A 21,747-nucleotide genomic window follows, 5' to 3' on the forward strand; every position below is an offset into this window, starting at 1 on the left:
TCAGCGCAGGTCGTGCAGCCAGTCGTGCACCGCGGTCGCGGTGGTACTGGCGTGCTCCTCCAGCAGGGAGGAGTGGTTTCCGGTCACCTCCCGCACGCTGTGCGGCAGCGACCACGAGGGCCGCGCGCCGCCGCCGAGCAGGTCCGGCACGAACTCGGCGGCGCGGACGAAGAGCGTCGGGGTGCCGGCGGCCCCCGGCTGCCAGTCCTCGACGAGCTGCGCGTACCAGGCCATGGCGGTCAGCTGGTCGTCGTCGACGGGCAGTTCGGGGAACCGCTCCAGCAGCCGGTGGGTGGTGCCCGCCATCCGCAGGGCGAGGTCCTCGCCCGCGCCGGCCGGGGAGTCGAGCAGCACCAGCGCGCGCGGCGGTGTGCCCGTGGCCGCCAGCCGGACGGCCAGCTCATGGGCGAGCCAGCCGCCGGAGGAGTAGGCCACCAGGCTGACGGGCCGGTCGCCGAAGGCCCGGCGCACGGTGTCGGCGTGCTGGGCCGCGGCGGCCGACAGGTCGGCGGGCAGCGGCTCACCGGTACCGTACCCCGGGGTGGGCAGCACCCACACCTCCCGCTTGCCGCGCAGCGCCGCGGCGAGGCGGGCGAACTGCACGGGGCTCACCGGTGCCACCAACGACGGGACGCAGAGCAGCGGTTCGCCCTCGCCGCCGTCCGAGAGGCGCACCGGCAGCGCCTTGCCGGCGGCCTCGGCGGCCGCGAAGAGCGGGCGCAGCCCTGCGGCGATCCGCAGCAGGTCGCAGGCGCCGCGGTAGCCGCCCTGCGCGAACGCCCGACGGAACAGGGCGGTGACCGGTCCCTCGGGCGCCGGGGCGGGCGCCGACCCGTGCGCCGGACTCCCGCCGGGCGCGGTGGAGCGCTGGTCGGCGGACCGCTGCTCGGCGAGGTATCCGGTCAGCGCCTCGGGAGTCGGATGGTCGAAGAGCACGGTGGCCGGCAGGTCGACGCCGGTGGACCGGCGCAGCCTGGCCCGCAGCCCGGCCAGCGAGAGCGAGTCGAAGCCCAGCTCCAGGAAGGCCCGGCCGGTCTCGACCTCGGCGGGGTCCGGGTAGCCCAGTTCGGCGGCCACCTCGGCGCGGACCAGGCGGGCCAGGTCGGGCCCGGCACCGATCGGGTCGTCCTGCTCGTCCGGCTTGTCCGGCTCGTCCTGCTGGGCTGCTCTCGGGGCGGCGGGAGCCGGCAGCTCCACCGGGACGGGCTCCAGCCAGTAGCGGGTGCGCTGGAAGGCGTAGGTCGGCAACTCGACCGGGCGGGCCGGGCCGAGGAGCGCGGCGACGTCGACCGGGTGCCCCGCGACGTGCAGCGCGGCGGCAGCGGCGACGGGCCCGGCCGCCCCGGAGACGACGGTTGCGGCCGCGTCCAGAGCGTCGGCGGCGAGCGCCGCCAGCACGCCGCCCGGGCCGATCTCGACGAAGGCCGCCGCCCCCGCCGCTCGGGCCGCCTGCAGCGCGTCGCCGAAGAGCACGGCCTCCCGTGCGTGCCGCACCCAGTACTCCGGCGTGCACAGCAGCTCCGGATCGGCCACCTCACCCGTCAGCCCCGACACCACCGTGCGCTGCGGCTCGCGGAGTTCGAGCGAGCAGAGCAGCTCCCGCAGCGGCTGCAGGGCGGGCTCGACCAGCACCGAGTGGAAGGCCCGGTCGACCTCCAGACGCCGCGACCGGGGGAACTGCGCAGCCACCGCGAGAACATCCTCCTCGGTGCCCGAAACCACCACGGAGGCAGGGCCGTTGACCGCCGCCACATCGGCATGACGCCCCACCAGCAACGGACGGACCTCCGCCACCGGCACCGGCAGCGCCACCATCACCCCCGGCACCAACCCCTCCATCAACCGACCACGCTCCACCACCAACCGGCACACATCAGCGAGCGAGAACACCCCCGCCACATAAGCCGCCACCACCTCACCCAGCGAATGCCCCAACACCACACCGGCCGACACACCCCAGGACTCCAGCAACCGGAACAGCGCCACCTCGAACGCGAAGAGCGCCGGCTGCGCCACCTCCGTCCGCTCCAGCCCCTCCCCCGAGAACACGACCTCGCGCAGCGACCACGCCACCAGGCCGTCCACCACCGCGCACACCTCGTCGAACGCCGCCGCGAAGACCGGATACGCCGCGCACAGCTCCCGCGCCGCACCCACCCCCGACGACCCCTGCCCCGCGAACATCAGGGCCACCCCACCGCGACCGGCAGCCGTGCCGGTGGCGACGGCCGGGTGGGGTTCGCCGGCGGCGACCGCCCGCAGCCCGGCGAGGGCGGTCGGCAGGTCGGCGGCCAGCACGGCCGCCCGGTGCTCGAAGGCGGACCGGCCGGTCGCCAGCGCGTGGGCGGTGTCGCCGAGCGGGGCGTCCACCGCTGCCAAGTGCTCGGCCAGCCGGGCCGCCTGGGCTCGCAGCGCGGCCCGGCTGCGGCCCGAGACGACGAGCGGCACCGCGCACTCCGGCGCCTGTGCCGAAGCCTCCGCCGGGTCCTGCTCCGGCAGTTGGGTGAGGATGACGTGCGCATTGGTGCCGCTCACGCCGAACGCGGAGACGCCGGCCCGGCGCGGACCGGTCCATTCCTGATGCCCCGTCAGTAGCCGCACCGCACCGGACTCCCAGTCGACCTGGGAGCTCGGCTGCTCGGCGTGCAGGGTGCGCGGCAGCACCCCGTGCCGCATCGCCAGCACCATCTTGATCACACCACCGACCCCGGCCGCCGCCTGGCTGTGCCCGATGTTCGACTTCAACGACCCCAACCACAAGGGATCCTGACGATCCTGACCATAGGTGGCCAGCAGCGCCTGCGCCTCGATCGGGTCACCCAGCCGCGTCCCCGTCCCGTGCGCCTCCACCACCGCGACATCCGCCGCCGACAGCCCCGCGCTCGCCAACGCCGCCCGGATCACCCGCTGCTGTGAAGGACCGTTCGGCGCCGTCAGACCGTTCGACGCACCATCGGAGTTCACCGCGCTGCCGGCCACCGCCGCGAGCACCCGGTGCCCGTTGCGCCGCGCGTCCGACAGCCGCTCCAGCAGCACCAGACCCGCGCCCTCCGCCCAGCCCGTCCCGTCCGCACCGTCCGCGAACGCCTTGCACCGCCCGTCCGGGGAGAGACCGCCCTGCCGGGAGAACTCCACGAACACCCCGGGGTTGGACATCACGGTGACACCGCCGGCGAGCGCCATCTCGCACTCGCCGGAGCGCAGGGCCTGCGCCGCCAGGTGGATCGCCACCAGCGACGAGGAGCACGCGGTGTCCACCGTCAGGGTCGGGCCTTCGAGGCCCAGGGTGTAGGCGACCCGCCCGGAGATGACGCTCGCGGCGTTGCCGGTCAGGAAGTAGCCCTCCAGCTCCTCGCGCGCCGGGCCGGCCAGCGCGCCGTAGGCCTGGTCGAAGGCGCCGACGAAGACACCGGTGCGGCTGCCGCGGACGGTCGCCGGATCGATGCCGGCGTGCTCGAAGGCCTCCCAGCCGATCTCCAGCAGCAGCCGCTGCTGCGGGTCCATCACCAGCGCCTCGCGCGGCGCGATCCCGAAGAACGCGGGGTCGAAGCCGCCCGCCTCGGCCAGGAAGCCGCCGCGGGCCACCGAGGAGGTGCCGGGCCTGCTCCGCTCGGCGTCGTAGAGGCGCGCCAGGTCCCAGCCGCGGTCGGCGGGGAAGTCGCCGACCGCGTCGCGGCCCTCGGCCACCAGCCGCCACAGGTCCTCCGGCGAGCCGACGCCGCCGGGGAACCGGCAGCTCATGGCGACGATCACCACCGGGTCGTCGCCCGCAACCGTGGCGGGTGCGGCGGCCACGGCCGGATCCGGGCCCGGTTCGGCCTCCGCCCCGAACAGCTCGGCGAGCAGGTACTCCGCGAGCCGGGCGGGGGTCGGGTGGTCGAAGACCAGCGTCGCGGGCAGCCGGGCCCCGGTGGCCGCGGCCAGCCGGTTGCGCAGCTCCACCGAGGTCAGCGAGTCGAAGCCGAGGTCGCGGAAGGCGCGGCCGTCCTCGATCGCGTCGGTGCCCTCGTGGCCGAGCACGGCCGCGCTGTGGGCGCGGACGATCCCGGTCAGCGCGGCGGCCCGCTCGGCCGGCGGGAGCGAGGCGAGCCCGGCGTCGGAGGCGAGTGCGGACACCGCCCGCCGGGCGGGGGCCCGCACCAGCGCCCGCAGCATCGCGGGCAGGCTGTCCAGGTGCTTGCGCAGCACCGCGGTGTCGACCGGGACCGGCACCAGCACGGGGTCGGGCGCGGCGGTCGCGAGGTCGAACAGGGCCAGGCCCCGTTCGGGCTGCAGCGGCGCCAGGCCGGTGCGGGTCAGGCGCTCCAGGTCCGCGGCGGCGAGGTGACCGCTGATGGCGCTGCGCCGGGAGTCGTCCGCCCACAGGCCCCAGTCGAGCGCCTGGGCGGGCAGGCCCTCGGCGCCGCGCCGGCGGGCCAGGCCGTCGAGCAGCCCGTTGGCGGCGGCGTAGTTGGCCTGGCCGGGGCTGCCCAGCACGCCGGCCACCGAGGAGTAGAGCACGAAGAGCGCCAGGTCGGCGCCCTGGGTCAGGTCGCTGAGCGCGAGGGCGGCGTCCGCCTTCGGGGCCAGCACGGCGTCCACCCGGCTCGGGGTGAGCGAGCCGAGCACGCCGTCGTCCGAGATGCCCGCGGTGTGCACCACGCCGGTGAGCGGGTGCTCGGCGGGGATGCCGGCCAGCAGTGCGGCCAGCGCCGTGCGGTCGGCCACGTCGCAGGCGGCGATCGTCACCCGGGCGCCGAGCGCGGTCAGTTCGGCGGCGAGCTCGGCGGCGCCCGGTGCCTCGGCGCCGCGCCGGCTGGTCAGCAGCAGCTGCCGGACGCCGTGGCCGGTGACCAGGTGCCGGGCGGCCAGGGCGCCGAGCGAGCCGGTGCCGCCGGTGACCAGGACGGTGCCCGCCGGGTCGAGCGGGGCGGGCACGGTGAGCACCACCTTGCCGATGTGCCGGGCCTGGCTGACGTGGCGGAACGCCTCGGGGGCGCGGCGCAGGTCCCACGCGGTCAGCGGCAGGGGGGTCAGCGCGCCCTCGGCCAGCAGGGCGACGACCTCGGTGAGCATCTGCTGGATCCGGTCCGGGCCCGCCTCGATGAGGTCGAAGGCGCGGTAGGCGACGCCCGGGTGGGCGGTGGCCAGCTGCTCGGCCGTCCGGATGTCGGTCTTGCCCATCTCCACGAAGCGCCCGCCCGCGCCGAGCAGGCCGAGCGAGACGTCGACGAACTCGCCGGACAGGGCGTTGAGGACGACGTCCACGCCGTCGGCGAAGCGCTCGCCGAACTCCAGCGTCCGGGAGGAGGCGATGCGCTCCTCGGGGACGCCGAGCGCCCGGACCGCCGCCCACTTCGCGGGGCCCGCGGTGGCGTGCACGGTGGCGCCCAGGTGCCGGGCCAGGTGCACCGCGGCCATGCCGACCCCGCCGGCCGCCGCGTGCACCAGCACCGACTCACCGGCGCGCAGGCCCGCCAGGTCGACGAGCGCGTAGTACGCGGTCAGGTAGGCCATCGGCAGCGAGGCGGCGCGGGCGAAGGTCCAGCCGGCCGGGACCGGGGTGAGGAAGCGCCGGTCGACCACCGCGACGGTGGCGAAGGCGCCGGGCACCAGGCCCATCACCCGGTCGCCGGGGGCCAGGTCGTGGACGCCGGGGCCGACGTCGAGCACCACGCCCGCGCCCTCGTTGCCCGGCAGGCCCGCGTCGCCCGGGTACATGCCCAGCGCGTTGAGCACGTCGCGGAAGTTGAGCCCGGCGGCCCGCACCGCGAGCCGGACGCAGCCGGGCGGGGTCGGCCCGTCGAGTGCGGGGTCGGCGACCAGGCCGAGGCCCTCCAGGCTGCCCTGCTCCAGGATGCCCAGCCGCCAGGGCCCCTCGGCCGGGGGCACCAGCGCCGCGCCCGGGGCCGTCCTGACCAGCCGCGGCGTGGTCACCCGCCCTTCGCGCAGCGCCAGTTGGGGCTCGCCGGTGGCGATCGCGGCGGCCAGGCGGGCGGTGGAGGCGGCGCTGGCGTCGGTGTCGACCAGCTGGAAGCGGTCCGGGTTCTCCAGTTGCGCGGAGCGCACGAAGCCCCAGACGGCGGCCATCGCGGGATCGTGCAGGCGGTCCTGGGGGCCGGTGTCGACCGCCCCCCGGGTGAGCAGCACCAGCCGGGAGTCCGCCCAGCGGTCCTCGGCCAGCCAGCAGGTGCTGAGCGCGAGCACGTCGTGCAGCAGCGGGTGGACCTCGCCGGACGCGGCGGTGAGCGGGACGACCACGGCCTGCGGGGCCGGGCCCGCGGGCAGCTGGGCCAGCGCCGACGCCCGTGCGGGTGCCAGCACGACGGGCTTCTGACCGCCGGTGTCCGGGGCGGTCTCGTACTCCGCCCAGGCGAGCCGGAAGAGTGCGTCGCGGCCGTGGTCGGGGGCGGCGGCGGTGGGCGCGGCGGGCCGGAAGGCCAGCGAGTCGACGGTGGCCACCGGTCGGCCGGCCGGGTCGGCGACCAGCATCCGGACGGCCTCGCCGGCGGCGGGCGTCATCCGGACCCGGACCTCGCTCGCCCCGGTGGCGGCCACCGAGACACCGCTCCAGGAGAACGGCAGCCTGCCGCCGTCGCCGGGCAGGAACCCGCCGAGCAGCACGGCGTGCTGGGCGGCGTCGAGCAGCGCGGGGTGCAGGGCGAAGCCGCGGGGATCGCCGGTCAGCCGCACCTCGGCGTAGATCTCCTCGCCGAGCCGCCAGGCCGTGTGCAGGCCGCGGAAGGCCGGGCCGTATCCGAATCCCGCCTCGGCGAGCGCCTCGTAGAGCCCGTCGACCTCGACCGGTGTGGCGCCCGGCGGCGGCCAGGCCGCCAGGTCGGCGTCCGTGTGCGCGGGCGCCCGCTCGGCGAGCAGGCCGGTGGCGTGGCAGGTCCATTCGGCGTCGCTCTCCCCCGCCGGGCGGGAGTAGACGCGCAGCGCGCGCCGCCCGTCCGGGGCGGGCTCGTCGACGACGAGTTGCAGCCGCGTGGTGCCGGTCAGCGCCAGCGGCGCGGCCAGCGTCAGCTCCTCGACCGCGGCGCAGCCCACCTCGTCGGCGGCGCGCACGGCCAGCTCCAGGAAGGCGGTGCCCGGCAGCAGGACGGTGCCGTTGACGACGTGGTCGGCCAGCCAGGGGTGGGTGTGCAGGGAGAGCGCTCCGGTGAGGACCACCCCGTCCGTCCCGGCGATCGGCAGCGCGGCGCCGAGCAGCGGGTGCGCGGCGGGGGCGAGCCCGGCTCCGGTCACGTCGCCGGCGGCCGAGGGCGTGGCCCAGAACCGGCGGTGCTGGAAGGCGTAGCGGGGCAGCGGGACGCGGCGGGCACCGGTGCCCGCGAAGACCGCCGGCCAGGCGATCTCGGCGCCCCGGACGTGGAGTTCGCCCACCGCCGCGAGCAGCGCCGCCACCGCGTCCCGCTCCCGGCGCTGCGCCGGGACGCCGCCGGTCAGGGCCGACAGCGACCCGTCCGGACCCACCTCCAGGAACACCTCGGCCCCCGCCGCTCGGGCCGCCTGCAGCGCGTCGCCGAAGAGCACGGCCTCCCGTGCGTGCCGCACCCAGTACTCCGGCGTGCACAGCAGCTCCGGATCGGCCACCTCACCCGTCAGCCCCGACACCACCGTGCGCTGCGGCTCGCGGAGTTCGAGCGAGCAGAGCAGCTCCCGCAGCGGCTGCAGGGCGGGCTCGACCAGCACCGAGTGGAAGGCCCGGTCGACCTCCAGACGCCGCGACCGGGGGAACTGCGCAGCCACCGCGAGAACATCCTCCTCGGTGCCCGAAACCACCACGGAGGCAGAGCCGTTGACCGCCGCCACATCGGCACGACGCCCCACCAGCAGCGGACGGACCTCCGCCACCGGCACCGGCAACGCCACCATCACCCCCGGCACCAACCCCTCCATCAACCGACCACGCTCCACCACCAACCGGCACGCATCCGCCAGCGAGAACACCCCCGCCACATAAGCCGCCACCACCTCACCCAGCGAATGCCCCAACACCACACCGGCCGACACACCCCAGGACTCCAACAGCCGGAACAACGCCACCTCGAACGCGAAGAGCGCCGGCTGCGCCACCTCCGTCCGCTCCACGGCCCCGGCGAACACCGCCTCGCGCAACGACCAGTGCACGAAAGCGTCGACGCCGTCGCACACCTCGTCAAAGGCCGCCGCGAAGACCGGATACGCCGCGCACAACTCCCGCGCCGCACCCACCCCCGACGACCCCTGCCCCGCGAACACCACGCCCACCGAGACCCCGGCGCCGAGGCCGGTCAGCACGTGCGGCGAGGGTCGGTCCTCGGCCAGGGCGGTGAGGCGCTCGCGCAGCTGCCCGAGGTCCTCGGCGAGCACCACCGCGCGGTGGTCCAGCGCGGCCCGGGTGGCGAAGGAGGACCAGGCCAGGTCCCGCAGCTCGACCCCACTGTCGACGAACTCCCGCAGACGGCAGGCCTGTTCGGCGAGCGCCTCGGCGCTGGTGGCGGACAGGGCGACCGGCAGCACGGCCGGCGCGGGGGCGGCGAGCACGGGCTCCTCGGCGGCCGGCGGGGCCTCGGCGAGCAGGAGGTGGGCGTTGGTGCCGCTCATGCCGAAGGCCGAGACGCCGGCCCGGCGCGGACCGGTCCACTCCTGACGCTCCGTCAGCAGCCGCACTGCACCGGACTCCCAGTCCACCTGGGAGCTCGGCTGCTCGGCGTGCAGGGTGCGCGGCAGCACCCCGTGCCGCATCGCCAACACCATCTTGATCACACCACCGACCCCGGCCGCCGCCTGGCTGTGCCCGATGTTCGACTTCAACGACCCCAGCCACAACGGCTCCTGGCGATCCTGACCATAGGTGGCCAGCAGCGCCTGCGCCTCGATCGGGTCACCGAGCCGCGTCCCCGTCCCGTGCGCCTCCACCACCGCGACATCCGCCGCCGACAGCCCCGCGCTCGCCAACGCCGCCCGGATCACCCGCTGCTGCGAAGGACCGTTCGGCGCCGTCAGACCGTTCGACGCACCATCGGAGTTCACCGCCGAACCCGCCACCACCGCAAGCACCCGGTGCCCGCGCCGCCGCGCGTCCGACAGCCGCTCCAGCAGCACCAGACCCGCACCCTCCGACCAGCCCGTCCCGTCCGCACCGTCCGCGAACGCCTTGCACCGCCCGTCCGGCGACAGGCCGCGCTGGCGGGAGAACTCGACGAAGGCGCCCGGCGTCGACATCACCGTGACGCCGCCGGCCAGCGCCATCTCGCACTCGCCGGAGCGCAGGGCCTGCGCCGCCAGGTGGATCGCCACCAGCGACGAGGAGCACGCGGTGTCCACCGTGACGGCGGGTCCTTCGAGCCCGAAGACGTAGGCCAGCCGCCCGGAGACCACGCTGCCCGCGTTGCCGGTGCCGACGTGTCCGCCGAGGTCCTCGGCCGAACCGGCCGCGAGGTTGACGTAGTCCTGGACGCTGATGCCGACATACGTCCCGGTCCGGCTGCCGCGCAGGTCGGCCGGTGTCACCCCGGCGTCCTCGAAGGCGCCCCAGGCCGTCTCCAGCAGCAGCCGCTGCTGCGGGTCCATGGCCAGTGCCTCACGCGGCGAGATCCCGAACAGGGTCGGGTCGAAGAGCGCGGCACCGGTCAGGAAGCCGCCCTGGTCGGTGTAGCAGCGGCCGGGCACGCCGGGCTCGGGGTCGAAGAGCGCATCGAGGTCCCAGCCGCGGTCGGCGGGGAAGCCGCCGATCGCGTCGCCGCCCTCGGCCACCAGCCGCCACAGGGCCTCGGGCGAGTCGACGCCGCCGGGGTAGCGGCAGTCCATGCCGACGATGACCACGGGGTCCTCGGCCGCGGCGCGGGCCGGGGTCGTGGCCGCGCCGCCCGCGGCCGCGGGGGCGGCATCGGTGACGGCATCGGCCAGCAGGAACCGGGCCAGCGCCCGCGGGGTCGGCTGGTCGAAGGCCAGCGTCGCGGGCAGCGCGGTGCCGAGCAGCCCGGCCAGCCGGTTGCGCAGCTCGACCGCGAGGATCGAGTCGAGGCCCAGGTCGCGGAAGTTCTTGCCGGGCCGCACCTGGGCCGCCGAGGCCAGGCCGAGCGCGCCGGCCGTCTGGGTCCGGACCAGATCGAGCAGCGCCGCCTCGCGCCGCTCGGCGTCCAGGGCGAGCAGCCGGGCACGCTCGCCCTGGACGACGATCGGCGCTGGCACGGGCGCCGCCGCGGCGGGCGGGCGCGGGCCGCGTTCGGCGGCGGGCTGCGCCTCGCGCAGCACCGGCCAGTAACGGGCGCGCTGGAACGGGTAGGTGGGCAGGTCGACCCGCCGGGCGCCGGTGCCCTCGAAGAGGGCCGCCCAGTCGACCGGGGTGCCGGTGACCTCAAGGCGCGCGAGGGCGGCGAGCGCCGACTCCACGCCGGAGCCCACCGAGCGCTGGAGCGGGACGAAGACCGCGTCGGCGCAGTCCGCGCCCGCTCCCGAGCCCGCCAGCGAGCTGAGCACGCCGTCGGGACCGAGTTCGAGGAAGCCGCGCACGCCGTCGGCCAGCAGGGCGGCCACGCCGTCGCCGAACCGCACGGCCTCGCGCAGGTGGCGGACCCAGTAGTCGGCCGTCACGGGCGCCGCGAAGCCGCCGGTGACGTTGGAGACGATCGGGATCCGCGGCGGCGAATACCGCACGGTCGCGGCCACCTCGGCGAACGCGGCGAGCACCGGTTCGACCCGCGGCGAGTGGAACGCGCGGTCCACCCGCAGCCGCCGGGCCCGCACGCCCGCCGCCGCGGCCCGCTCCGCCACCAGGGCCACGGCCTCGGCGTCGCCGGCGACCACCGTCGCAGCGGGGCCGTTGACCGCGGCGACGTCGACCCCCGCGGTGAGCCAGGCCCGCACCTGCTGCTCACCGGCCGCCAGCGCCAGCATCGCGCCGCCCTCGGCCAGCGACTGCAGCAGCCGTCCGCGGGCGCCGACCAGCCGGCAGGCGTCGGGAAGCGACAGCACGCCGGCGACGTGGGCGGCGGCCAGCTCGCCGACCGAGTGGCCGAGCAGTGCGTCGGGCACCACACCCCAGCTCTCCAGCAGCCGGAAGAGCGCCACCTCCAGGGCGAACAGGGCGGGTTGGGTGAACTCGGTGCGGTCGAGCAGCGCCGCGTCGGTGCCGAGGAGCACCTCGTGCAGCGGCAGCCGCAGGTGGTCGGCGAACCCGGCGCAGACCTCGTCGAAGGCGGCGGCGAAGACCGGGAACGCGGCGTGCAGGTCACGGCCCATGCCCAGGCGCTGGGTGCCCTGCCCGGCGAACAGGAAGGCCAGCCGGCCCTCGCGCGCGGTGCCGGTGGTCAGGGCCGGCGCGGCCTCGCCGCCCGCGAGCCGCCGCAGCGCGGTGAGCGCCTCGGCGCCGTCCGCGGCGAGCAGCACCGCCCGCTGGTCCAGCCGGGCCCGGGTGGTGGCGAGCGAGAACGCCGCGTCCAGCGGGTCGGTCCCGGCCTCGACGGCCTCGGCGAGCCGGTCGGCCTGCGCGGCCAGGGCCGGCCGGTCGGCCGCCGACAGCACCAGCGGCAGGAGCGGCGGCGCGGTGCGGGCGAGCGGCGCGGCCGGCGCGGACACTGCGGCCGGCGCGGACGGGGCGGCGGTCGGGGTCTCGGGGGCCTGTTCGAGGACGACGTGGGCGTTGGTGCCGCTCATGCCGAAGGAGGAGACGCCGGCCCGCCGCGGCGCGCCGGTGGCCGGCCACGCGGTGGGCTCGGTGACCAGGCCGGCGCTGCCCGCCGACCAGTCGACGTGCGGGGTGGGCCGCTCGGCGTGCAGGGTCGGCGGGACCAGCCCCGCCCGCAGCGCCAGCACGGTCTTGATCACCCCGGCGACGCCGGCGGCGCCCAGGGTGTGGCCGATGTTGGACTTCACCGAGCCGATCAGCAGCGGGTGTTCGCGATCCTGCCCGTAGGCGGCCAGCAGCGCCTGGGCCTCGATCGGGTCGCCCAGCGGCGTGCCGGTGCCGTGCGCCTCCACCACGTCCACCGCCGCCGCGGGCAGCCGGGCGTCGGCGAGCGCGTCGCGGATCACCCGCTGCTGGGCCGGGCCGTTGGGCGCGGTCAGGCCGTGCGAGGCGCCGTCGGAGTTGACCGCGGAGCCGCGCACCACCGCCAGCACCTGGTGGCCGTGCCGCTCGGCGTCGCTCAGGCGCTCCAGCAGCAGCAGGCCGACGCCCTCGGCGGGGCCGAACCCGTCGGCCTCGGCGGCGAACGCCTTGCACCGCCCGTCGGCGGCAAGCCCCCGCTGCCGGGAGAACTCGACGAAGGTGCCGGGCGTCGACATCACCGTGACGCCGCCGGCCAGTGCCAGCGCGGACTCGCCGGAGCGCAGCGAGGCGACGGCCAGGTGGAGCGCGACCAGCGAGGAGGAGCAGGCGGTGTCGATGGTGATCGCCGGGCCCTGCAGGCCGAAGGCATAGGCGAGCCGGCCCGAGGCCACGCTGCCCGCGGTGCCGGTGCCCAGGTGCCCCTCGACGGTGTCCTCGGAGGCGAGCAGCAGCGGGACGTAGTCCTGCCCGGTGGTGCCGACGAAGACGCCGGTGCGGGAGCCGCGGACGGCGGTGGGCGGCAGGCCGGCGCGCTCGAACAGCTCCCAGGAGGTCTCCAGCAGCAGGCGCTGCTGGGGGTCCATCGCCAGGGCCTCGCGGGGGCTGATCCCGAAGAACTGCGGGTCGAACTCGGTGGCGCCGGTGAGGAATCCGCCCTCGCGGGCGTAGGAGCGGCCGAGCGCGTCCGGGTCCGGGTCGTAGAGTCCGGCGGTGTCCCAGCCGCGGTCGGTGGGCAGGGCGGTGATGGCGTCGGTGCCGGAGAGCACGAGCTGCCACAGGTCCTCGGGCGAGGCCACCTCGCCGGGGAACCGGCAGGCCATCGCGACGATCGCGATCGGCTCCTGCGGCGCGCGGTCCGCGGCCGGGGCGGGGGCGGCCTGCGCGGGGGCGGCCTGGACGGGGTCGGGGCCGGTCAGCAGGGCGAGCAGCTGGTCGGCGACCGCCCGCGGGGTCGGGTGGTCGAAGACCAGGGTGGCGGGCAGCTCCAGGCCGGTGGCCGAGCGCAGCGCGCCGCGCAGTTCGAGGGCGGTCAGCGAGTCCAGGCCGAGCTCGCCGAAGGGCCGGTCGGGGCCGATCGCGGCGGGGTCGGCGTGGCCCAGGGCGGTCGCGGTGCGTGCCCGGACCAGGTCCAGCGCCGCGCGCGAGCGCTCGGCCTGCGGCAGGGCGGCCAGGTGGGTGCGAGCAGCCCCGGCGCCCGGCAGCGCCGGGGCGGCGGCAGCGGCCGGGCCGGTGCGCCCGAGCAGGGTGTCGAACAGCGGCCGGGGCCTGCCGTCCTGGTGGGCGGCCGTGAAGGCCGGCCAGTCGGTGTCGGTGATCACGGCGTGCGGCCGGTCCTCGCCCAGCACCTGGGCGAGTTCGGCCAGCGCCCGCCGCGGGTCCATCGGGTGCACGCCGTGGCGGCGCAGCCGCTCGCCGACGGCGCCCTCGGCCATGCCGCCGCCGTCCCAGGGGCCCCAGGCGATTGAGGTGGCGGGCCGGCCGAGGGCGCGCAGCCGGTGCGCGAAGGCGTCCAGGAACGCGTTGCCGGGCGCGTAGTTGCCGTGCCCGGCGCCGCCGAGCAGGCCGGAGGTGGAGGAGAAGAGCACGAAGGCGTCGAGTTCACCGGTGAGTTCGTGCAGGATCCGGGCGCCGAGCGCCTTGGTCGCGAGCACGGCCTGGGCACGCTCGGCGGTGAGGTCGCCGAGCAGTCCGTCGTCGAGCAGCGCGGCGGTGTGGAAGACCGCGGTCACCGGCTCGTCGAGCCCGGCCAGCAGCGCGCGGACGGCCTCGCGGTCCGCCACGTCGCAGCCGGCCAGCGTCACCTCGGCACCCGACTCCCGCAGCTCGCGCAGGAGTTCGGCCGCGCCCGGTGCGCTCTCGCCGCTGCGGCTGGTGAGCAGCAGCCGGCGGGCGCCCTGCGCGGCCAGCCAGCGGGACACCCGCGCGCCGAGCGCGCCGGTCGCGCCGGTGACCAGCACGGTGCCACGCGGTGCCCAGGGCCGAGCCGGCCGCTCGGCCGCCCGGACCAGTCGGCGCGCGTACAGCACGCCGCCGCGGACGGCGAGTTGGTCCTCCCCGGCGCTCCCGCCGAGAGCCCGGGCCAGCGCAGCCGGCTCGAAGTCCTCGCCGACGTCCACCAGGCCGCCCCAGCGCTCGGGGTGCTCGATGCCGACCACCTGGCCGAGCCCCCAGACGAGGGCCTGCACGGCGCCGGTGACCTGGTCGGCCGCGGTCACCGCGACGGCGTCGCGGGTGAGGCACCACAGCGGGGCGCCGGCCCGCTGGGCGAGGGCGAGCGTGCCGGCGTAGCCGCGGGGCACCGCCGGGTGTTCGGGGTGCGGGCGTTCGTCCAGGGCCAGCAGCGAGAGCACGCCGCTGACGCCCTCGACGTCCGGTGCGGCGTCCTGGGTGAGGACGGCTTCGGCGCCCGCCCCGGTGAGTGCGGCGAGCACCCGTTCGGTCAGCGGGTCGCCGGCCGTCGGCGCCACCACCAGCCAGCGGCCGGAGAGTTCGGCATCAGCGCCGTCGCCCGCCACCGGCTGCCAGTCGATCGCGTGCCGCCAGCCGCGCGGCGCCGCCGGGGCCGGGGTCGGCCAGAACCGCTCGCCCTGGAAGGGATAGGTGGGCAGCTCGACCCGCGGACCGGCGACCCCCGCGTGCACGGCGGCCCAGTCGACGGGGACGTGTTCGGTGTGCAGCCGGCCCACGGCGGCGAGCAGCGAGCGCCGCTCGCCGGTCCGCTCCCGCAGCACGGGCACCGTCACGGCCTGCGGCAGGCAGCGGCCGGCCAGGGCGGCCAGCGTGCCGCCCGGTCCCACCTCGGCGAAGGTGGTGACCCCCAGCTCGCCGAGCCGCGTGATCCCGGCGGCGAACCGGACGGTGCCCACCGTCTGGCCCACCCAGTACTCCGGGTCGGTCAGGTCGCCGCCGGGGCCGGTGGGCACGATCGGCAGGAGCGGCGCGCCGAAGCGCAGCCCGTGCACCAGCTCGCGCAGCCGCTCGGCCGCCGGACGCACCAGGGGCGAGTGGAAGGCGTGCGAGACCGGGAGGCGGCTGGTGCGCCGACCGAGGGCGGCGAAGCGCGCGGCCAGCGCGAGCACGGCCTCCTGCTCCCCCGAGAGCACCACGGAGGTGGGGCCGTTGACGGCGGCGAGGCCCACGTGCTCGTCCAGCAGCGGTGCGACCTCGTCCTCGGCGGCCTCGACCGCCACCATCGCTCCCCCGGCGGGCAGTTGCTGGAGCAGCGCGCCGCGGGCCACCGCCAGGCCGGTGGCGTCGGGCAGGTCCAGCACACCGGCGGCGTGCGCGGCGGCCAGCTCGCCGATGGAGTGACCGAGCAGGAAGTCGGGCCGCACGCCCCAGCTCTCCAGCAGCCGGAACAGCGCCACCTCCAGGGCGAACAGCACCGGCTGGGTGAACTCGGTGCGGGCCAGCAGGACGGCATCACCCTCGAAGGCCAGCTCCCTGAGCGAGCGGCCCAGGCGCGGGTCTGCCTGCTCGCAGACCTCGTCGAAGGCCTGCGCGAAGACCGGGTGGGCGGCGTACAGCTCGTGCCCCGCGCCGGGGCGCTGCGAGCCCTGGCCGCTGAACAGCAACGCGGTGCGCCCGCGGGCGGCCGACGTCCCGCGCAGCAGCGCGGGGTGCGCCTCGCCGGTGTGCAACGCACCCAGCGCCGAGCGCAGTTCGTCCCGGTCGGCGGCGACGACGGCGGCCCGCTCGCGCAACTGCGCGCGGGTCAGCGCGAGATCACGAGCGAGCGGGGCCAACGGCACCTGGTGCCCGGCCAGTTCGGCCAGCGTGGCGGCCCGGGCCGCCAGCGCGGCCGGGTCGGCGGCCGAGACCGGGAACAGCTGCGGGACCGCCTCGGGCGCCTCGGGCGCGGCTTCGACCGGCTCGGCCTCTGGTGCCTGCTCCAGGATGACGTGGGCGTTCGTCCCGCTGACGCCGAACGCCGACACGCCCGCGCGGCGCGGGCGCCCGGTCTCGGGCCAGGCGACCGGCTCGCTGAGCACCCGCACCCCGGACCAGCTCACCCGCGGGCTCGGCCGCTCGGCGTGCAGGGTCTGCGGCAGCAGGCCGTGGCGCAGCGCCTGCACCACCTTGACGATGCCGGCCACCCCCGCGGCGGCCTGGGTGTGCCCGATGTTGGACTTCACCGAGCCCAGCCACAGCGGCTCCTGGCGGTCGGGGCCGTAGACCGCCTCCAGCGCCTCGGCCTCGATCGGGTCGCCCAGCGCGGTGCCGGTGCCGTGCGCCTCCACGGCGTCCACCTCGGCGGGCGCCAGCCCGGCCGCCGCCAGCGCCGCCCGGATGACGCGCTCCTGGGCCGGGCCGTTGGGCGCCGTCAGGCCGTTGGACGCGCCGTCGGAGTTGACCGCCGAGCCGCGCACCACCGCCAGCACCGGGTGCCCGTGGCGCTGCGCATCGCTCAGCCGCTCCACCAGCAGCACCGCCGCGCCCTCGCCCCAGCCGGTGCCGTCGGCCTCGGCGGAAAACGCCTTGCACCGCCCGTCGGCGGCCAGCCCGCGCTGCCGGGAGAACTCCAGGAAGGCCCCCGGGGTCGCCATCACGGTCGCGCCGCCGACCAGGGCGAGCGTGCACTCGCCCGAGCGCAACGAGCCGACGGCCAGGTGCAGCGCGACCAGCGAGGCCGAGCAGGCGGTGTCCACGGTCAGCGAGGGGCCCTGGAGCCCGAGCAGGTAGGAGATCCGCCCGGAGGCGATGCTCGCCGCGTTGCCGGTGCCCAGGTGGCCCTCGAACTGCTCGGCGGAGCGCACCAGCGCCGCGGGGTAGTCCTGGCCGTTGGTGCCGACGAACACCCCGGTGCGGCTGCCGCGCAGGCCGCTCGGGTCGATGCCGGCCCGCTCGACGGCCTCCCAGGCCGTCTCCAGCAGCAGGCGCTGCTGCGGGTCCATGGCCAGCGCCTCGCGCGGCGAGATGCCGAAGAACGCGGCGTCGAACTCGGTGGCGCCGGTGAGGAAGCCGCCCCGGGTGGTGTAGACGTGGCCGGTGCGCTCGGGGTCGGCGTCGTAGAGGTCCGGGTCCCAGCCGCGGTCGGCCGGGAACGGCGTCAGCGCGTCGGTGCCGGTGGCCGCCAGCTGCCACAGGTCCTCGGGGGAACGGACCCCGCCGGGGAACCGGCAGCCCATGCCGACGATGGCGATGGGTTCGCTGTCGCGGGCGTCGAGTTCGGCCAGCCGCCGCTTGGCGCGGCGCAGGTCGTTGGTGGCCCGCTTGAGGTAGTCGCGCAGCTTGTCGTCAGTGGGGCCGGTGCTGCTGCCGGTGCCGGTGCTGGTGCTCATCAGTTCTCGAATTCCTCGTCCAGGAGCTCGAAGAGCTCGTCGTCGCTTGCCTCGGACAGGTCGAGGTCTTCGTCGTCGGGGCCCGCCGGGGCCTGTGCCGCGCCCGGCTCGGCCGGGAAGAGCAGGGCGCCCAGGTGTGCGGCCAGGTCGTTCGGTGTCGGGTGGTTGAAGACCAGCGCGGCGGAGAGCGCCAGGCCGGTCTCGGCGGCCAGCCGGTTGCGCAGGTCGACCGCGCCCAGCGAGTCGAACCCGAGGTCCCGGAAGGGGCGTTCGGCATCGACGGCCTCCGGCCCGGGGTGCCCGAGGACGGCGGCGGCGTGGCTGCGCACCGCGTCGAGCAGCACCCGCGGCCGGTCCGCCACCGGCAGTCGGCCGTAGTCGGTGCGGACCGGACCGCTCTCGGTGGACCCGGGCTCGCCGAGGGACTCGGCGAGCAGGCTGATCCGCCGCTCGCCCGCGTAGCGCGGCCAGTCGACGTCGGCGGCGACCAGGGCCGCCTCGCTGCCGGACAGCGCCCGGTGCAGCAGAGCGAGCGCGGGCCCGGCCGCCATCGGGTGGACGCCGCCGCGCCGCATCCGCTCCAGCGCGGCGGGCTCGGCCGCCATGCCGTCGCCGGCCCACGGGCCCCAGGCGATCGCGGTCGCCGGCTGCCCCGCGGCCCGGCGGGCCCGGGCCAGCGCGTCGAGCGCGGCGTTGGCGGCGGCGTAGTTGCCCTGCCCCGCGCTGCCGAGCGTGCCGGCCATCGAGGAGAAGAGCACGAACGCGTCGAGCTCTCCCGCCAGTTCGTGCAGGTGCACGGCGGCCTCCGCCTTGGGCCGCCAGACCTCGGCGAACCGTTCGGCGGTCAGCGCCCCGAGCACGCCGTCGTCGAGCGCGCCCGCCGCGTGGAAGATGGCGGACGGCGGGTAGGCGGCGATCAGCCCGGCCACCGCCGCCCGGTCCGTCAGGTCGCAGGCGACGACGTCGACCTCGGCGCCGAGCCCGGTCAGCTCGGCGACCAGTTCGGCGGCGCCCGGGGCGGCGGGGCCGCGGCGTCCGGTCAGCACCAGGTGCCGGGCGCCGCAGCGGACCAGCCAGCGCGCCACCTGGGCGCCGAGCGCCCCGGTGCCGCCGGTGACCAGCGCGGTGCCGCTGGGGCGCCAGGTGGCTGCGGCCGGCAGCTTGACCGGCCGCAGCCGGGCGGCCAGCAGCTGCCCGTCACGCACCGTCAGCTGGTCCTCGCCACCGGCCGCGAGCGCCGTGGCGAGCAGCTGGAAGTCGTCCGAGGAGGCAGTGCGCGCCAGGTCGGCCAGGCCGCCCCAGCGGTGCGGCGCCTCGGCGGCGACGGTGCGGCCCAGCGCGGTCAGCGCGGCCTGCCCCGGGTCCTGGTCGGCGCCGAAGGTGGCCAGCCAGAGCGGCGCGGCCACCCCCTGCTCGTCCAGGTCGCGCAGCAGGCCGGCGGTGCGGGCCAGCAGCTCGGGCCCGTCGTGGCCGAGCGCGAGCAGCGAGAGCACGCCGGTGGTGGTGCCGCTCGCGGTGTGCTGGACGCGGGCGCCGGCCCGGGTGAGCCCGGCCACGCAGGCGCGGACCGTCTCAAGCTCCCGGTCGCCCACCACCAGCCAGTCGCCGGCCAGTGGGTTGCCGTTGCCCTCCGGCGCTCCGGCCGGCAGGGCGGTCCACGCCACGCGGTGCGTCCACCTGTCGACGTCCGGTGTGGTGTTCGCGGCGACATCGGCGGCGGGGTTCGCGGCGGGGTTCGCGGCGGGGTTCGCGGCGGCGAGCCAGAACCGGCGGTGCTGGAAGGCGGTGGTCGGCACCGGCGTCGTCCGGCCGCCGAGCACCTCGTACAGCGCCCGCCAGTCGAGCGGCACGCCCGCGACGTGCAGCTCGGCGAGCGCCTCGACCAGCGCCTGCAGGCCGTCCCGGCCCGCGCGCTGGGCGGCCACCGCCGTCAGCGACTCCCGGCCGCGGACGGCGGGGGTGAGCGCGGCGTCCGGGCCCAGCTCGACCACGGTGCCCACGCCCGCCTCGCCCAGGCTGCCGACCACGTCGGCGAAGCGGACGGTCTCGCGCAGGTGCCGCACCCAGTACTCCGGCGAGCGCAGCTGCGCGGCGGTGGCCAAACGCCCCGTCAGGTCGGAGACCACCGGCAGCGAGGGCTCGGCGAAGGCCAGGCCGCGCAGCACCTGCGCGAAGTCGGCGAGCATGCCGTCCATCAGCGGCGAGTGGAAGGCGTGACCGACCCGCAGCCGGGTGACCCGGCGCCCGCGCTCGCGCCAGTGCGCCATCACCGCCTCGACCTCGGCGACCGTCCCGGAGACCACCACCGAGCCGGGCGCGTTGACCGCGGCCAGTGCGATGCCGCTCACCTCGTGCTCGTCCGCCTCGATCGCGGCCATCGCGCCGGGCGGCATGGCCTGCATCAGCCGGCCGCGGGCGGCCACCAGCCGGCAGGCGTCCGGCAGCGACCAGAGCCCGGCCACGTACGCGGCGGTGATCCCGCCGATCGAGTGCCCGGCCACGGACCGGGGCCGCAGGCCGAAGGACCGGACGAGCCGGTAGAGCGCCACCTCGACGGCGAAGAGCGCGGGCTGGGCGTACTCGGTGCGCTCCAGCGGCTCGGTGTCCCGGCCGAGCACGACCTCGCGCAGCGGCAGCGGCAGCTCCAGGTCGAAGTGCGCGCAGACCTCGTCGAAGGCGTCGGCGAAGACCGGGAACGCCGCGTACAGCTCGCGGCCCATCCCCGGGTGCTGGGCGCCCTGGCCGCTGAACACCACGGCCGGCGACCCCGATCGCACCGGCGCCGCGAGGGGGGCGTCGTCGGCGAGCGCGGCCAGCCGGGCGATCGCCCGCTCGCGGTCGTCCGCCACGATCACGGCCCGCCGCTCCAGCCGGGGCCGGCCCGCGGCCAGCGAGCGGCCGACGTCGTGCAGCGTGTCGTCGGGGTACGCCCGCAGGTGGTCGAGCAGGCGGGCCGCCTGGGCCCGCAGCCCCGCCGCCGTGCGCCCGGAGAGCAGCAGCGGCGCCGGGCCCGTGGCGGGCGCGGGCGGCGTGGCGCTCGGCGCGGCGGGCGGCGCCTGCTCCAGCACGACATGGGCGTTGGTGCCGCTGATCCCGAAGGCCGACACCGCCGCGCGCCGCGGCCGGCCGGTCTCGGGCCAGGCCCGCTGCTCGGCGAGCAGCCGGACCGCGCCGCCGGACCAGTCCACGTGGGAGGAGGGGGTGGCGGCGTGCAGCGTCCGCGGCAGCACGCCCGCGCGCAGCGCCAGCACCGTCTTGATCAGCCCGGCCGCGCCGGCCGCCGCCTGGGTGTGGCCGATGTTGGACTTCACCGAGCCCAGCCAGAGCGGCTCCTGGCGGTCCTGCCCGTAGGTGGCGAGCAGCGCCTGGGCCTCGATCGGGTCGCCCAGCGCGGTGCCGGTGCCGTGCGCCTCCACGGCGTCCACCTCGGCGGGCGCCAGCCCGGCCGCCGCCAGCGCGCTGCGGATCACCCGCTGCTGGGCCGGGCCGTTGGGCGCCGTCAGGCCGTTGGACGCGCCGTCGGAGTTGACCGCCGAGCCGCGCACCACCGCGAGCACCGGGTGCCCGTGGCGCTGCGCATCGCTCAGCCGCTCCACCAGCAGCACCGCGGCGCCCTCGCCCCAGCCGGTGCCGTCCGCTCCGTCGGCGAACGCCTTGCACCGCCCGTCGGCGGCCAGCCCGCGCTGCCGGGAGAACTCCACGAAGGTGGCCGGGCTCGCCATCACGGTCGCACCGCCCGCCAGCGCGAGGCTGCACTCGCCCGCGCGCAGCGACTGCACGGCCAGGTGCAGCGCGACCAGCGAGGAGGAGCAGGCGGTGTCCACGGTGATCGCGGGCCCGGTCAGGCCGAGCGCGTAGGCGAGGCGGCCCGAGGCGACGCTGGTGGTGGTGCCGGTCAGCAGGTAGCCCTCGGCGCCGTCGGGCGCCGCGCCCAGCCCGTAGCCCTGGTAGGAGAGGCCGACGAAGACCCCGGTCGCGGTGTCCCGCACGGCCTGCGGGTCGATCCCGGCGCTCTCGAAGCCCTCCCAGGCCGTCTCCAGCAGCAGCCGCTGCTGCGGGTCCATCGCGGCTGCCTCGCGGGGGCCGATGCCGAAGAAGTCGGCGTCGAAGTCGCCCGCCGCGTCCAGGAATCCGCCCTCGCGGACGTAGCTGGTGCCCGGGTGGTCCGGGTCGGGGTGGTAGAGGTGCTCCACGTCCCAGCCGCGGTCGGTGGGGAACCCGGTGATCGCGTCCCGGCCCTCCACCAGCAGCTGCCACAGCCCCTGCGGGTCGCGCACGCCGCCGGGGAACCGGCAGCCCATGCCGACGATCGCGATCGGCTCCTCGGTGCGCGCCGCACCGGCCGGTGCGGTCGGCCCGGCCGGCTCGGTGGCGCGGCCGGCCAGCAGGGTGACCAGGTGGTCGATCAGGGCGGCGGGGCTGGGGTGGTCGAAGACCAGCGTCGCGGGC

2 protein-coding genes (1 of these 2 only partly in view) are annotated in these 21,747 nt (G+C 77.2%); both read right to left on the reverse strand.

Going from position 1 to position 21,747, the window contains the following annotated elements; all coding sequences use genetic code 11:
* A complete protein-coding gene (locus OG294_RS07350) occupies positions 1–17,298 on the reverse strand; it encodes an SDR family NAD(P)-dependent oxidoreductase (RefSeq protein WP_327065607.1) in 17,298 nt (5,765 codons plus the stop codon).
* Positions 17,298–21,747 carry the 3' portion of a type I polyketide synthase gene (locus OG294_RS07355; RefSeq protein ID WP_327065608.1) on the reverse strand. The gene runs 13,580 nt beyond the window's last position, so 4,450 of the gene's 18,030 nt are visible here — the last part of the coding sequence; the start codon falls outside the window, past its right edge — the gene reads right to left on this strand; the stop codon is at positions 17,298–17,300. Before OG294_RS07355 ends, OG294_RS07350 begins: the two co-directional genes overlap by 1 nt.

Source organism: Kitasatospora sp. NBC_01302 (assembly GCF_035976515.1).
Classification (GTDB): Bacteria; Actinomycetota; Actinomycetes; order Streptomycetales; family Streptomycetaceae; genus Kitasatospora.